The following is a 15,761-nucleotide window of genomic DNA, read 5'->3' on the forward strand; positions in this document are numbered from 1 at the left end:
GGTGCAGGGGGCGGGAGCGGGAGCGTCAGTGGGTGGAGAAGACCGCCTCACGGGCGTCCGCCAGGGCGCGCTGAAGGGCGCCGAGCAGGACGGGCGAGCCGGGCAGGGCACTGCTGCGGATCTCCGGACGGGCGAGGCAGATCCGGGCCAGTTCGTCCTCGACGAGCGCGCGCAGGCGCTCGCCGCCGGCACTCGGCACCGCGCCGGAGAGGACCACCAGCTGGGGGTCGACCACGGCGACGATCACGGACAGCCCGACGGCGAGCCGTGCGGCCAGTTCGGTGAGGAACGCGTCACCGGCGCCCGGGGTCTCCAGGGCCTTGGCGATCGACTCCTCCGCGGTGGGCGCGCCGAGCCCGTGCTCGCGCGCCAGGGCCCGGACGGCGGGTGCGCCGACCTTGGCCTGGAAGCCGCCGAACTTGCGGCGGCGGGCGTCCCACTCGACCGGTGAACCGGGCACCGGCATGTAGCCGACCTCACCGGCGCCGCCGGTGAAGCCGCGGTGCAGCCGCCCGGCCAGCACGATCGCGGCACCGACGCCGGCGCCGGCCCAGAGCAGGACGAAGTCCTCGAAGCCGGCCGCCGCGCCGGAGGCCTGCTCGGCGACCGCGGCCAGGTTCACGTCGTTCTCGATCGACACCGGCGCGCCGATCGCCTCGGTGAGCTCGGCCAGCAGCCGGGGCGAGTGCCAGCCGGGCAGGTGGGAGGCGTAGTGCAGCTTGCCGGTGACCGGGTCGGGGGCGCCGCCGACGCCGATCGCCGCGGTGCGCAGGCTCCCCGGGGGCAGCCCGGCGGCGCGGACCGCCTCGGTGACGGCGGCGGCCACCGCCGGCACGGTCCCGGCGGCCGGGACGCCTCTGGTGGACACGCTGTGCTCGGCCAGCGTGCCGCCGGTGATGTCGGCGACGGCGACTCTGATCCCGCTGTTGGTGACGTCCAGTCCGGCGACGTACCCCGCAGCCGGATTCACCTGGTACAGCTGCGCGTTGGGGCCCGGGCCGCCCTCGGTGGTACCGACCGGCAGGACCAGCCCGGCCGCCTCCAGCCGGGACAGCAACTGCGAGGCGGTCGGCTTGGACAGCCCGGTCAGTGCGCCGATCTGGGTGCGGGACAGCGGCCCGTTCTCCAGCAGCAGGTCGAGGGCGGCGCGGTCGTTGATGGCGCGCAGCAGGCTGGGGGTGCCGGCGAGGGGAGCCTTGGCGGTGCTCTTGGTCATGCCCGGAATCCTCCCCTTCCCACCGGTCGACGTGGACTGTTAGGAAACTTTCCAGTCGCTTGGCACAGGACCGTACGGTCCCCGTCAGCAGGGTGTCAATGCCCGGTGAAGCCCCGGATGCCGAAGCGTTACCGGGGGCCGGACCGCCACCGGGACACCGGACCGCCCCGGGGAAAGCCGAGAGCCCCGCCCCACCGGAGTGGGAGCGGGGCTCTCGGCCGACGGGCGCGGTCGACCGGACCGCTACGGCTTCACGATCGTCGGGTCGTCCGTCGGGGGCTTGGGCAGCGGGATCGGTTCGGTCGCCCGGTAGCGGGGCGAGGTCGGGTCGGACAGGGCGGAGGGCGGGGCGGGCTCGGCCGCGGTGATCGACACCCCGGTGGCCACCGCCGGGGTCTCCTCCTTGACCTTGATCCCGGCCCGGTCGAAGGCCGTCTTCAGTCGCTGGCGCAGCGCCCGGGAGACCACCGGTGCCTTGCCCGGCGCGGTCCGGGCCTCGACCCGCACCACCACCGAGTCCGCCGCCACCGACTCCACGCCCAGGATCGACACCGGCGCCCAGACCAGTTCGTCGTACGGCGCCTCCTTGGCCAGCCCCTCGGCGGTCTCCTGGATCAGGTCCTCGACCCGCTGCAGGTCCTCCTTGTACCCGACCTGCACGTCCACCGAGGCGGTCGCCCAGCCCTGGCTCATGTTGGCGATCCGCTTCACCTCGCCGTTGCGGATGTACCAGATCTCGCCGTTGGCCCCGCGCAGCTTGGTCACCCGCAGCCCGACCTCCAGCACCGTGCCGGTGGCCACCCCGGTGTCGATCTCGTCGCCCACGCCGTACTGGTCCTCCATGATCATGAAGACCCCGGAGAGGAAGTCCGTCACCAGGTTGCGGGCGCCGAAACCGATCGCCACACCGGCCACGCCGGCGCTCGCCAGCAGCGGCGCCAGGTTCATCCCCAGCGCGGAGAGCACCATCAGCGCCGCCGTGCCCAGGATGGTGAAGGACGCCACGCTGCGCAGCACCGAGCCGATCGCCTCCGAGCGCTGCTGGCGCCGCTCCGGGTTCACCACCCCGTGGTTGGCCAGCAGCCCGCCGAGCAGGCTCTCCTCGTGCTGGTCGTGACTGCGCGCCATCCGCGCTATCAGCTGGGTGATCAGCTTGCTCACCACGACCCGCAGCACCAGCGCCAGCACGATGATCAGGACGATCTGCAGGCCGCCCGCCAGCCAGCTCTGCCAGTGGGTGTCGAACCAGCTGGCCGCCTGCTTGGTGGTGTCGGTGACCTCCTGCGCGCTGGTGGGGATCCGCAGCTGCGGCAGCTCCGGCGCGGTGGGGGACGCGGTGGGGGAGGGCACCGGCGTCGGGGTGGAGAGCGCCGAGGACGCGTCGATCGGACCGGTGGCACCGGAGCGGAACACGTGCGGGACCTTCCTTGCAGGGGGCGTGACCGGCCCGCGCCGCGCAAGCGGCCCACGGACCGTGCAGGCTAGCCTATCCGGCGCCGGACACCTGTCCGGACCGCGCACAGGGCGTACGGCCCACTCCGGACGCCCCGTCAACGCCCCGGTGCGCTCCCCCCGGGCACCCGCCCGGCACCACCGCGCACCACGCGCGCACCGCCCCGCACCACCGGCCCCACCACCCCGAACGGCCGCCGTCCCGCCGCCGTACGGCCCAGCGGGCTGCTCCGTCCGGCCGAGCCGCGCTCCCCGCCCGGCCACCGCCCCCGTCCCGGCGGCACCCGGGTGCAACCGGACCTTCCCCCGGGCATACCGGCTATGACAGACACCACACCCGGAGTTCACGTCAGGTCCGTTACACAGGAGTGGTGGCGCCGCACGAAGCCGTAAGGCGACACTGGGGGAGATCGCGCACTCGTTGCGGGATCCAACCGCTCGTCCCGGCGCGAGCCACGCGCCGCAGGCGTCCAAGGAGGCATCCGTGCCGCATGTCCTGGTCCTCAACGCGTCCTACGAGCCACTCGGCGTCGTATCGATGCGCCGCGCACTCATCCTGGTCCTCAACCACAAGGCGGTCAGCCTGGAGGACACGGGAGTCACTCTGCACAGCGCCACCAGCGCCCTACCGGCGCCGTCCGTCGTCCGTCTGACCCGGTTCGTCCGGGTCCCGTTCTGCGGGCCCGTCCCGCTCACCCGCCGGGCGCTGTTCGCCCGGGACCACGGCCGCTGCGTCTACTGCGGGGCCGCCGCCACCAGCGTCGACCACGTCATCCCGCGCAGCCGGGGCGGCCAGCACCGGTGGGACAACGTGGTGGCGGCCTGCCGCCGCTGCAACCACACCAAGGCCGACCGCCACCTGACCGAACTCGGCTGGCGGATGAAACGACCACCCGCACCGCCCAGCGGCCTCGCCTGGCGGATCATCGGCACCGGGATCAAGGACCCGCGCTGGCGGCCCTACCTGGAGCCGTACGGCGGCGGTGACCAGCTGCGCGCCCCCCAGTGGGGCGAGTACGAGCACCACGACCATACCGAGCCGACCCACTCCGTCCCGATCGGCCGGGCGCACGCCGTCCACCCGGCTCACCCCGCCCCCGTCCGCCGCGGCGAGCAGCCCGAACCGCTCTCCGCCTGACCGAAGCGACACAAAGGGCCCGCCCGTCACACCGTCGGTACGCGCCTCATGGGCCGCCGTGCCCCCCACGAAGGGGGGCCGGCGGCCCGCCGCATGTCCCCCTGTTCGAGGCGGCTACGGCTCGGGACGGCCGCGGCGCGGTGCGGCTACGGCTACGCCCCGGCCACCGCTGTCCGCTACGGCTTCGTCGTCGGCGGCGCGACCGGCGCCCCCGTCTGCCCCGGCTGCCCCGGCGGGTTGGCCGGCGGCTGCGGCGGGGCGGCCGGAGCCGTGACGGCGTACAGCTCGATGCCGTACAGCGAGTAGCCGAACTTGGTGGCCCGCGCCACGCCCTGCATCCGGACGTACCGCACGTTCGGCGCGTCGAAGCGCACCGTCTCGTCGCCGCCCTTGCCGTTGTCCACCGTCGCCGCGTCCGTCCAGCTGCTGCCGTCCGCCGAGACCTGGATCCTGTACGAGGAGGCGTACGCGGACTGCCAGTGCAGCACCGCCGCCCCCAGGTGGGCCGCCTGCGGCAGCGCCAGCTGCACCCAGGCGTCGTCCTTCGCCGGCGAGGACCAGCGGGACTTCGGGTCGCCGTCGGCGACGGCCGAGGCGGGGAAGTTCGGCGTCTCGTCGCCCGAGGAGCTCGCCTGCGCGCCCACCGCCAGGTCCGGCCCGCCGGTCGGCGGTACCACGTGCACCTGCAGCACCTGCTTCACGGTGGTGCCGCCCGCCACGAACGACACCGGCACCTGGTACGTCCCGGAGGGCGTCCCCTGCGCGGCGGTGACCAGCAGCGGCACGCCCACCCGGCCGCCGCGCGGCACGGTCACCGCGCCGGACGGGGTCACGGTCAGGCCCTTGGCGGCGGCCGGCACCTCGGTGCGCAGCTCGCCGGTGGTGCCCTCGGGGCGGCCGGCCTCGACGGTGGCCTGGGTCTTGGCGGGCGCGGCGGCGCCGGTGACCACGTCCAGGGCCGGGTCGGCGAGGCTCAGCCGGGCCGCCGGGGCGTCCGCGTACCAGGGGATCACCTGGTTGACCACCGGCGGGTCGCCGCCGGGCTTCCAGGTCAGCCGGAACGCGTCGGCGGCCTGTCCGCCGGCCGGCAGCTCGTTGTAGCCGGGCTGCACGGTGCCGATGTCCACCCAGCTGCCGTCGGCACGGCGCACCGCGACCGTGGCGGTGGCCCGCACGTTCGGGTCGGTCAGCACGGTGAGCCGGTCCAGCGGGCGGGCGCTGCCCAGCTCGACGACGAGCGGCTCGTCCAGCGCGGTGGGCGCCTTGGCGGCGCGGTACGCGGTGTCCGGGTTGCCGTCCAGCACGGCCGCGGCCGAGGAGCCGGGCAACGCGGCAGGCCCGCCGGAGACGCTGGCCGGGGACTCGTCCGGGGCGGTCACGGTGAACTCGCGCACCGCGACGGCGGTCTTCTGCGCGGAGGTGGCCCGCAGCCGAACCGCCCGTACCACGGTGCCGGCCGGCAGCTGGGCGCTGACCGTCTTCTGGTTCCTCACCACGGCGAGCTGCTTCCAGCCGCCCTCGCCGGTGCTGTACTCCAGCACGCCGTCGCGGATGTAGTCGTCCACGGCGTTCTGGGCGTCCGGTCCGTCGCCCCAGCCGCCCATCAGCACGGTGACGCCGCTGATCGGCCGGCCCGCGCCGAGGTCGACGCCGACCGAGTCGCCGGCCTGCGGGGGAGCGGAGCTCCAGTAGAAGGTGTCGGCCTGGCCGTCGACCATCAGCGCCGGCATGTGGTCGTGGGCGGTGCCCATGCTCGCGGTCGGGACTACTCCGCCGCTGACCACGCCGGACCAGTTGTCGGCGGCGCGCACGGCACGGTCCAGGAACGGGCCGAGCACGCCCGCGCCGACGGTCGCCGGGGCCTGGGCGAGCTGCGCGCGCAGCTGGTTGAGCCGGACGCGGGCCTTCCAGGCCGCCGCGCCGTCGCCGCCGTGCTGGGCCAGCAGCATGTCCAGCGCGGCCTGCCCGGCCAGCCCGTAGTCGCGCAGCGGGCCGAGCCAGGGGCCGGCCTCGGCGGCCAGCTGGGCGGTGGCCTGGGTGCCGGCCAGGGTCTGCTGGGCGCCCGCCATCGCGGTGAAGGCGTCCCGCAGCGGCGCCGCCGCCGCTATCAGCTTGTTGGGGTCGGGGGCCGCGCCGGAGGTGGGCTCGGCGTTGGCCCAGAACTGGTCCAGCAGCGGCTGCAGGTAGCCGGACTCCTGCTTGGCCAGCGGCGAGGAGGTGCTGTTGCCGGCCAGCGCGGTGACGGCGGACAGCGCCGACCCGGCGGGCGTGGCGGCGGCGCCGGTCGGCCCGGCCAGCGAGCGCACCGCGGCCCGCCAGGAGTCGTCGGGCTTGTAGCCGGCCGGGTTCCAGGCGAAGTCGCCGGCCGTGGCGAGCGCTATCCGGGAGGCCACCGGCTGCTGCATCGCGCCGGTCAGCAGCACCGCCGAGCGGGTCGCCACCTCGGGGTCGCGGCCGGTGTAGGCGCCGAGGAAGAGCCGGTCCGGGCTGGCGTCGTTGACCGGGTAGTTGTCCATGGTGACCAGCGGGTGCCCGTACAGGCTGCCGGTGTCGGAGGTCTGGGCGCCGGTGATTTTCTCCGGGATCACCGCGCCGCCGCTCCAGGCCACCTGCACCCCGGCCGGCAGCGCGTCGGCCAGTGCCTTGCGGTACGGAGAGGAGCCCTGCTTGTGGTACTCGGTCGGGACGACGGACAGCGGCGCCAGGCCCGGGTTCTTCGCGATCAGCCGGTCCTGCACCTTCTTCACCAGCGCGGCCTGCGCCTTGGCCGCGGCGGCCGGTCCGGTGCCGTACTCGTCGCGGTCGTCGCCGCAGTGCCACTCGTCGTAGCTGACGTCCAGGAACTGCAGCTGGAACGCGGTGAAGCCGAGCTTGCGCAGCCCGTCCAGCTTCTTCACCAGCGCGTCGACGTCGTCGTCGTCGGTGAAGCAGAGGGACTGCCCGGGGTCGATCGCGTAGCCGAGGGTGACGTGGTTCAGCCGGGCCCGGTCGCCGAGCTCGCGCAGGTCGGACTGCTGGTCGGCGGGGTAGGCGTCGCGCCAGCGGCTGAGCCGGAACGGGTCGTCACCCGGGGCGTAGAGGTAGAAGTTCTGCTTGGAGCGGCCCAGGAAGTCCACCTGGTCGAGCCGCTGCTCGGCGGTCCACGGGGTGCCGTAGAACGCCTCCGCGGTGCCCCGCACCGCTGCGCCGCTCGGCCAGTCCCGCAGCGTGACCCCGGGCAGGCCCAGCCCGGCCGCGCCCGGCCCCTGGCCCTGCCCGGCCGGTACGGCGGCGAGCAGCTGGCGCAGGCTCTGCGCGGCGTAGAAGGTGCCGGCCGCGTCCACGCCCGCCAGCACCACCGCGCCGTACGTCCCGCCGCCCTGGGCGGGCAGCTGACCGGCCGACAGCACGTAGCCGCCGGGCGGCATGCCCGCGGTGGACGGCGCGGAGCCGTCCTTCCCGCCGGCCGCGGCGGTCAGCTGGCGCAGTGTCCGGTCCACCTCGCCCTCGGCGCCCTCGGCGGGGCCGCCGACGTACACCACCAGCGAGCCGGCCGCCGGCGTCCCGCCGTCCGCCTGCGGGGTCACGTCGGTGGCCCCGGCGACGGCCAGCACCTCGCGGACGGCGTCCACCGCGCCCCGGTCCACCTTGGGCGCGGTCACCAGCGTCACGGCGGCCGGCACGGTGACCGCCCTGCCCGCCACCGTCTGCTCCTGCGGGTGCGGGAACACCTGCGGGTCGGTCACGCTGCCCAGCGGTGTCTGCGGCGCAGTGCTCACCACGTCCGCCCCGGGCGTCGCTGCGTACGCCGTCGAAGGCAGCGGCCCGGCCAGCAGCCCGCCGACCACCGCCGCGGTCACCACCCCGGCCGCGATCTGCATCGCCCGCCGCCCCGGCCGCCCGGCCGCCCGCTCCGCCCGCACCGATGCCAACAGCGGCTCCGTCCCCTTCAGATCGGCGATCATCCGGTCCGCGGTCCGCGGCGCCAGCTGACGGCACGTCCGTGCCGTCGCCCGCCGCGCCGCCAGCGCCGCCGGATGGTGCAGCACTTCGCGCAGCGCCGGAGTCTGCTCCAACTGCTGCCGCAGCCGCCGCCCGGCCACAACGGACACACGGGCTTGCACAGGGGCCTCCTCGCCAGGCCTGGACCACAACGCGAGCAACCCCACCAGCTACCCAACCCGGTGTCAATGTCACCGGCGGCTATGACCACTTTGCCCGAATACATCCCACTGCCCGGCCCACCCCGGCACCACCTCGGGCCCGCCCCGCCGGGTGGCGGAACGGGCCCGGGAATCAGCAGCTCAGGACGCGGACGTCAGGAACGCGGAGGAGCGGGCGGCACGGCCGTCCGCAGGTTCGGAACGGACCACTGGTGGTTCGCGGCGGTGCCGTCACAGGCGTGGCTACTCCGTCCGTCAGTAGGGTGTTCCGGTGCGGCTCTACCACTCCAGCGACCCTCCGGCGTAGGCCCGTGGGGCCGCCACCGTGTCGCGCAGCGTCATCGGGTCGTCACACGGGTAGGACTTGGGAGTCCTGACCGGGCGTTGCCGAGACATCGCAGGAGCCGCGAGTGGCCGCTTACCACGACAGTGACGGAGCCGACGGGCTGAAGGTACCGGTGCAGGACGCGCCGCCACCGCCCGCCGAACTGCTGGCGCTGGCCCAGGCGTACGGGGTGGATACCCGCTACCCCGGGGCGGGCGGCCAGGTGGTGGGGGCGCGGACGCTGGTGGCGGTGCTGGGGGCACTGGGGGTGGCGGCGGAGACGCCGGAGGAGGTGCGGGAGGCGCTGGAGCGTCAGCGTGCCGAGCAGCGCGGGAAGTTGCTGCCGCCCTGCGTGGTGGTCCGGCAGGGGCGGCGCACCGCGCTGGACGTGCCGGCCGACGCCCGGCTGCACGTGGAGCTGGAGGGCGGCGGCAGTTGGGAGCTGCCGTGCGGCCATTCGCACTGGCTGCCCGCCGACCTGCCGCTCGGGCGACACACCCTCACGGCGGAGAGCAACAGCAGGAGGGAGCAGGCGCCGCTGATCGTCGCCCCGCAGCGGCTGCCCCAACTCCCCGGCCGCAGCTGGGGTTTCCTCGCCCAGTCGTACTCCGTGCTCTCCGACCGCTCCTGGGGCATGGGCGACCTCGGGGACCTCGCGGAGCTCGTCCAGTGGGCCGGCGCCGGCCTCGGCGCGGGCTTCGTGCAGATCAACCCGCTGCACCAAGCCCTTCCCGGAACGCCCTCCGACCCGTCCCCGTACCGTCCGTCGTCCCGCCGCTTCGCCGACCCGGTGCACCTCCGGGTCGAGGCCGTCCCCGAGTACGCCTACCTGACGGGAGAACAGCGGACAGAGGCGGACGACCTCTCCCGCCGCGCCGCCCGCCTCCGCGACGAAGTCCTCGCCCACGACGGCCTGGTCGACCGCGACGCCGTCTGGGCGCTCAAGCGCGAGGCCCTCCGACTCCTCCACGAGGTCCCCCGCGGCCCCGGCCGCCAGGCGGCCTACGAGGCGTTCCAGCACCGCGAGGGCGAGTGGCTGCGCCGGCACGCGCTGTGGAACGCCCTGGCCGAGGCGCACGGCCCCGACAGGCACCACTGGCCCAAGGGCCTGCGTCACCCGAACGGCCCACAGATCGAGCGGGCGGCCAAGGAACTCGAAACCCAGGTCGAGTTCCACCGCTGGCTCGCCTGGCAGGTCGACCAGCAGCTCGCCGACACCCAGCGCGCCGCGCGCGAGGCCGGCATGCCGGTCGGTCTGATCCACGACCTCGCGGTCGGCGTCCACCCGGACGGCGCCGACGCCTGGGCGCTCCAGGACGTGCTGGCCGGCGGCATCTCGACGGGTGCCCCGCCGGACGCCTTCAACGCCCACGGCCAGGACTGGGGCCTGCCGCCCTGGCGCCCGGACGCCCTGGCCGCGGCCGGCTACGCCCCGTACGCGGAACTCCTGCGGGCGGCAACACGCCACGCGGGCGCTCTGCGCATCGACCACGTGATGGGCCTCTTCCGCCTCTGGTGGGTCCCGAACGGCCACCCGCCCACCGAGGGCGCCTACGTCCGCTACGACGCCGAGGCGATGCTCGGCGTGCTGGCCCTGGAGGCCCACCGGGCCGGTACGGCGGTGATCGGCGAGGACCTGGGCACGGTCGAGCCGGGCGTGCGCGAGGAGCTGGCGGCCCGGGGCATCCTCGGCACCTCCGTGCTCTGGTTCGAGCGGGACTGGCAGGCCGGCGGAGGCATCCTGCCCCCCGACCGCTGGCGCCCCGGCTGCCTGGCCACCCTCACCACCCACGACCTGCCGAGCACCGCCGCGCGCCTCTCCGGCGAGCACGTCGAGCTGCGCCACCGCCTCGGCCTGCTGGCCCGCCCCCTCCCCGAGGAGCAGCAGGAGGCCGCCGCCGAGCTGGCCGACTGGCGGGCCGAGCTGGTGAGCCGAGGCCTGCTCGGCCCCGACGAACCGCTGTCGATGCCGGCGCTCTACCGCTTCCTCCGCTCCACCCCGGCGGAGCTGGTCGGCGTCTGGCTGCCGGACCTGGTCGGCGACCCGCGCCCGCAGAACCTGCCCGGTACCTGGGACCAGTACCCGAACTGGCGCCTCCCGGTCGCCGACGGCGCGGGCGACCCGGTCACCCTCGACCGCCTCGCCACCACCCCCGCCGCCCGCCTGCTCGCCCACCTCCTGGCCCCGCCCAACCCCCGGAACAGCTAACCGGAACCCGCAACCGGAACCACCGGCCCCACCCCGACGCGCGCCCTCCGGTAAGCGGCGGGTAAGTTGGAAACGTGGACAAGAGGAACGCTTTGCGAGCCGCCGCGGTCACCGCAACGGTCACGCTGATGATGCTGCTGTCGTCGCCCGCCATGGCCCTCACCAGGGACGACGGTGACGACCCGGGTACCGGGCTGAGCGTCGGCCAGACCATCGGCCTGTACGTGCTGATCCCGCTCGCCGCGTTCGCGATCATCGCGGGCCTGGCGGCCATGCCGTACGGCAAGAAGAAGAAGTAGACGTCCACCAGGACCCGCACAACCCCGAAGGGGCGCCGGACGATCCGTCCGGCGCCCCTTCGGGGTTTCAGGCATTCAGGCTTCGGACCTTCGGGCCTTCAGGCACTCAACGGAGCAGTCACCGCGCCCCGGCCGCCTTGTCGACCACCTGAGCCTTGAGCGCCCGCTCGACCCCGGCCCGGGCCTCGACCACCTGGCGCCGCAGCGCCGGCGCCGGCTCGGCCGAGGCCAGCCAGGCGTCCGTGGCGGCCAGCGTCGCCTCGGAGACCTGGAGCGCCGGGTACAGCCCGACGATGATCTGCTGCGAGATCTCGTGGCTGCGGGTCTCCCAGATGTGCTTCACCACGGCGAAGTACTTCTCCGCGTACGGCGCCAGCAGCTCCCGCTGGTCCGACTGCTGGAAGCCGGCGATCACGGCCTCCTGCACATAGTTGGTCAGCTTGTCGGACTCCACCACCGAGGCCCAGGCCTGCGCCTTCGCCTCCGCGGTCGGGCGGGAGGCGCGGCAGGTGGCCGCGTGCTCCTGGCCGGCCGCGGTGTTGTCCCGCTCCAGCTCCGCGACGACCGCGGCCTCGTCGGCGCGGCCGGTGGCGGAGAGCCGGGACAGCAGTGTCCAGCGCAGCTCGGTGTCCACGGCCAGGCCCTTGATCTCCACCGAGCCGTCCAGCAGCCCGGCCAGCAGGTCCAGCTGACCGTCCGTGCGGGCGACCGCGGCGAGGGTGCGGGCCCAGGCCAGCTGGTGGTCGCTGCCGGGCTCGGCGGCGCGCAGGTGCTCCTCGGAGGCGGTGGCCCAGCGGGCGAGGCCCTGCTCGCGCCAGTCCGGGTCGGTGTAGGCGTCCAGGGCCAGCTTGACCTGGCGCTGCACGGACTGCACGACGCCGATGTCGGTCTCCCGCCCGATGCCGGACAGCGCCAGCGACAGGTAGTCACGGGCGGCCAGCTCGCCGTCGCGGGTCATGTCCCAGGCGGAGGCCCAGCACAGGGCGCGCGGCAGCGACTCGGTGAAGCCGCCGAGGTTCTCGGTGACGACGGCCAGCGAGTCCTCGTCGAGCCGGATCTTGGCGTACGACAGGTCGTCGTCGTTCAGCAGCACGACGGCCGGCCGGTGGCGCCCGACCAGCTCCGGCACCTCGGTGCGGGCACCGTCGAGGTCCAGCTCGATCCGGTCCGTGCGCACCAGCGAGCCGTCGACCAGCTCGTACAGGCCGATCGCGATCCGGTGCGGCCGGAGCACGGCCTCACCCTTGGCGCCGGCGGGCAGCGCGGGCGCCTCCTGCAGGACCGCGAACGACTCGATGTCACCGTCCGTGTTCACCACCAGGGAGGGGCGCAGCACGTTGATCCCGGCCGTCTCCAGCCAGGCCTTGGACCAGGCCTTGAGGTCGCGCCCGCTGGCCTCCTCCAGGGCGCCGAGCAGGTCGCTCAGCCGCGTGTTGCCCCACGCGTGGCGCTTGAAGTAGGCGCGCACGCCCTCGAAGAAGGCGTCCTGGCCGACGTACGCCACCAGCTGCTTGAGCACCGAGGCGCCCTTGGCGTAGGTGATGCCGTCGAAGTTGACCTGGACGTCCTCCAGGTCGTTGATGTCCGCCATGATCGGGTGGGTGGACGGCAGCTGGTCCTGCCGGTAGGCCCAGGTCTTCATCTGGTTGGCGAAGGTGGTCCAGGACTGCGGCCACTTGGAGCCGGGGGCCTCCGCCTGGCAGACGGCCTCGGCGAAGGTCGCGAAGGACTCGTTGAGCCAGAGGTCGTTCCACCACTCCATGGTGACGAGGTCGCCGAACCACATGTGGGCGAGCTCGTGCAGGATCGTCGCGGCGCGCGCCTCGTACGCGGCATCGGTGACCTTGGAACGGAACACGTACTGGTCGCGCAGGGTGACGGCGCCCGCGTTCTCCATCGCGCCGGCGTTGAACTCCGGGACGAAGAGCTGGTCGTACTTGGCGAACGGGTACGGGTAGTCGAACTTCTCCTGGAAGTAGTCGAAGCCCTGCTTGGTGACCTCGAAGATCGCCTCGGCGTCCAGGTACTCGCGCATCGAGGGGCGGCAGTAGACGCCCAGCGGCACCCGCTGCTCGCCCTTCTCGTAGGTGTCGAAGACCCCCACGTACGGGCCGGCGACGAGCGCGGTGATGTAGCTGGAGATCCGGCCGGTCGGCTCGAACTTCCAGACCTGGGTGGCGCCTTCGCCGACCGGCTCGGGGGTGGGCGAGTTGGAGACCACGACCCAGCCGGTCGGGGCGGTCACGGTGAAGGCGAACGTGGCCTTCAGGTCCGGCTGTTCGAAGTTCGCGAAGACCCGCCGGGCGTCCGGCACCTCGAACTGGGTGTACAGGTAGGTCTCGCCGTCAACCGGGTCGACGAACCGGTGCAGGCCCTCACCGGTGTTGCTGTACGCGCAGTCGGCGACCACCCGCAGCTCGTTCTCGGCCGCCAGGCCGGGCAGCGGGATGCGGCTGTCGGCGAAGCTCGCCGGGTCGAGCGCCGTGCCGTTGAGGGTGATCTCCTCGACGCCGGGGGCGACGAGGTCGATGAAGCTGTCGGCGCCGGGGGTCGTGGCGGTGAACCGGACCACGGTCGTGGACCGGAAGGTGCCGCCGCCCTCGCGGGCCGAGCCGAGGTCGAGCTCGATGTCGTACGCGTCCACCCGGATGAGGTCGGCCCGGGTGCGGGCCTCTTCGCGGGTCAGGTTGGTGCCGGGCACTCGCTGCACTCCTTCGTCAGGCTGATGGACCGAATCCTCGCATGCCCGAGGGGTGCCCCGACCGGATAAGCCGAAGGCGGGGCGGTCCCGGGACCATTGGCCCGGACCCGCCCCGCCCTTGCTGGGGAAGCCAGTCTCCCGACGTTACTTCGACCACTTCGTCAGTGGCGGCGCGTAGCCGCTGGTGCGACGGTAGGCGATCACCTGGCTGTTGTCGTCGGGAATGAAGTACTGGGCCGTGCTCATCCCGATGTCCAGGCCGTTCGGCATCGACATGGTGCCGATGTCGCTCATCGAGCCGTCGGTCGGCGACAGCGCGACCAGCTTGGCCGGCTTGTCGTAGCCCTGGCTGACGATGGCCCGGACCTTGCCGTCCTTGGTGGTGCCGGGGACCAGCCGCATGTCGTTGGTGGACGACGGGGAGCTGACGGACCAGATGCGCTTGCCGGTGCCCAGGTCGTACGCGTTGACGCCCGACTTGCTGCCGTCGATCTGGACGTACAGCGTCTTGCCGACGACCACGTTGTTGCTGATGGGGTCGGACTGGCCGGACAGGCGCAGGCTGTCCGAGCCGGCCTCCTTGGTCGACATCGGGTTTCCGGGCTTGTAGCTGTCGTCGAACGGCAGGATGTAGTCGCCGTTCGTGCCGCCGGACATCAGGACCACCAGCGGCTGGGTGCTGATGACCGCGTCGATGCGCTCGATCTGGCCGTTGAGCGGGATCGCCTGGCTGACGGGATTGCCGGTCTCGGCGTTGACGACCTGCAGCACCGACTTCTGGAGGCCGCTGTCGTAGCAGCGGTCGCTGGCCGCGATCACGGAGCCGGCCGCGGCGCCGTACACGGTGCAGTCCTTGCCGCGCCCCTTGAACTGCCAGACGGACTGTCCGTTGTCGATGTTCAGCGCGCCGAGGGAACCGACGGCGACCACCTTGTCGGTGACGCTCAGGGCCGGGTTGGACATCTTGTCCGAGGTGGCCTTGACGCTCCAGAGCAGCTTGCCCTGGGCGATGTCGACGGCACCGATGGTGGAACAGTCGTAGTCACCGGTGTTGAAGGAGACCGCGATGATGTTCTTGGCGTTGCGCGAGCGGGAGGCGGTGCACAGCTCCTTGCTGCCGGACGGCACCGGGATGTTCCAGGCCTGCTTGCCGTCCGCCAGGTTGTACGCCCGGATGCCGGTGGTGTCCGCGCGCACGGCGAACGAGTCGGAGCCCGAGGTGGCGCCCCAGACACCGAGCAGCTGCGAGGACGAGTCCGCGTTGGGGTCCTTGGCGGCGCTCCAGGCGACCTTGTACGTGGCGTTGGACGGGTCGGGCGTGGTGTTCCCGGTCGTCCCGCTGGTTCCGCCGGCGGAGGTGCTGGTGCTGGAGTTGCCCGAGTCGGCCACCGGACCGGGGCCCGGGTTGGGCTTGGGGTCGCCCTTGAGCAGGACGACCAGCCCGATCACGATGGCGATCGCCAGCACACCGCCGATGATCCCGCCCCACAGCATCACGGGGTTGCGCTGCTTGGGCGCCGCCGGTACCGGCATGCCCGGGTAGCTGTACCCGGCCTGCTGCTGGTAGTCGTACCCGCCGGTGTTGTAGCCCTGGGAGGGGTCCGGCGCGCCGTAACCGCCGCCGGGCACCGGGTCGTACGGACCGATCGGCGCACCGGCCGGCGTCTGCGCGGGGAATCCGCCGGCCGCGGTCGGCGCGTACGCCGCGTAGTCGGCACCACCCGTCGGCGGCTGGGCCGGCGGCGCGGGCGGCTGGGCCGGCGGCGGCGGGCCGACGGGCGCGGCCTGACCCGGGATCGCCGAGCCGTCGAGCTGTGTCATCTGGTCCGCGACGGCGGCGGGATCCACGCCGCCTGCCGGGCGCCCGAACGAAACGCCCCGGTTGTCCTGCGGGCCGCTGCCGGCTGCGTCGCCCGCACCCGGCGTAGGGTGATCCCCTGCCATCTGATTCCCCGTCATGTCTGGAAGCGTCCCCCTGCCGGTACCGTCCACGGTCCGGTGGGACGGGTGAGATTCGGCACCATGCTAGTGGCGAGTGGGATTTCAGCCGTTGCCAGGACCACCCGCCCCACCCCGACACTCCCTGACCACGCAACACCTTCACCCTCCACCCACCCCGCCCCCACGCACCCACCCCCTCCACGGGGGCACGGGCGACGCCCCCCACGCCCACCACCCCCTCCCCCCACACCCGACCCAGGCGAGAGGGACGCGCTGCGGGAGGGGCGGTGGAGGGGGTGGCTGCGGAAGGGGGCGTGACGGGTGATTTTCAGACTGCC

The 15,761-nt window shown here is 73.7% G+C and carries 7 protein-coding genes and 1 pseudogene; 3 read left to right on the forward strand and 5 right to left on the reverse strand.

The annotated features are described in order from the left end of the window. Positions 1-25: 25 nt before the first annotated feature. Positions 26-1,216, reverse strand: a complete 1,191-nt coding sequence (locus ACFV1W_RS15415; RefSeq protein ID WP_380416693.1) for an ROK family protein — start codon at positions 1,214-1,216, stop codon at positions 26-28. A 243-nt stretch (positions 1,217-1,459) separates the two neighbouring features. Next, positions 1,460-2,629 (reverse strand): mechanosensitive ion channel family protein, encoded by a 1,170-nt coding sequence (locus ACFV1W_RS15420; RefSeq protein WP_380416694.1) that lies wholly within the window; start codon positions 2,627-2,629, stop codon positions 1,460-1,462. A gap of 523 nt (positions 2,630-3,152) precedes the next feature. Here ACFV1W_RS15420 and ACFV1W_RS15425 point away from each other — a divergent pair. Further along, positions 3,153-3,656: pseudogene (locus ACFV1W_RS15425) on the forward strand (HNH endonuclease); the annotation flags it as partial. 326 nt (positions 3,657-3,982) lie between these two features. Here ACFV1W_RS15425 and ACFV1W_RS15430 read toward each other — a convergent pair. Further along, complete coding sequence (locus tag ACFV1W_RS15430) at positions 3,983-7,909, reverse strand: beta-N-acetylglucosaminidase domain-containing protein (RefSeq protein ID WP_380416696.1); 3,927 nt, start codon at positions 7,907-7,909, stop codon at positions 3,983-3,985. 449 nt (positions 7,910-8,358) lie between these two features. Here ACFV1W_RS15430 and malQ point away from each other — a divergent pair, with 449 nt between their 5' ends. Further along, positions 8,359-10,482, forward strand: a complete 2,124-nt coding sequence (gene malQ / locus ACFV1W_RS15435) for a 4-alpha-glucanotransferase (protein WP_380416698.1) — start codon at positions 8,359-8,361, stop codon at positions 10,480-10,482. 74 nt (positions 10,483-10,556) lie between these two features. Then, positions 10,557-10,781 (forward strand): hypothetical protein, encoded by a 225-nt coding sequence (locus ACFV1W_RS15440; RefSeq protein WP_380416700.1) that lies wholly within the window; start codon positions 10,557-10,559, stop codon positions 10,779-10,781. Positions 10,782-10,899: 118 nt separating this feature from the next. On the opposite strand, the gene pepN is transcribed toward ACFV1W_RS15440, so the two are convergent. Next, positions 10,900-13,482, reverse strand: a complete 2,583-nt coding sequence (gene pepN, locus ACFV1W_RS15445; protein ID WP_380416702.1) for an aminopeptidase N — start codon at positions 13,480-13,482, stop codon at positions 10,900-10,902. Between the two features lie 144 nt (positions 13,483-13,626). Then, the gene (locus ACFV1W_RS15450) at positions 13,627-15,303 is read right to left on the reverse strand and encodes a PQQ-binding-like beta-propeller repeat protein (RefSeq protein ID WP_380416704.1); all 1,677 of its coding nucleotides are present in this window, start codon (positions 15,301-15,303) and stop codon (positions 13,627-13,629) included. Positions 15,304-15,761 lie beyond the last annotated feature (458 nt).

Source organism: Kitasatospora sp. NPDC059648 (genome assembly GCF_042734825.1).
Taxonomy (GTDB): domain Bacteria; phylum Actinomycetota; class Actinomycetes; order Streptomycetales; family Streptomycetaceae; genus Kitasatospora.

Bases quoted from the DNA above. Each gene is read 5' to 3' on its own strand.
- ACFV1W_RS15415 (WP_380416693.1), bottom strand. From the start codon at position 1,216: ATGACCAAGAGCACCGCCAAGGCTCCCCTCGCCGGCACCCCCAGCCTG.
- ACFV1W_RS15450 (WP_380416704.1), bottom strand. From the start codon at position 15,303: ATGACACAGCTCGACGGCTCGGCGATCCCGGGTCAGGCCGCGCCCGTC.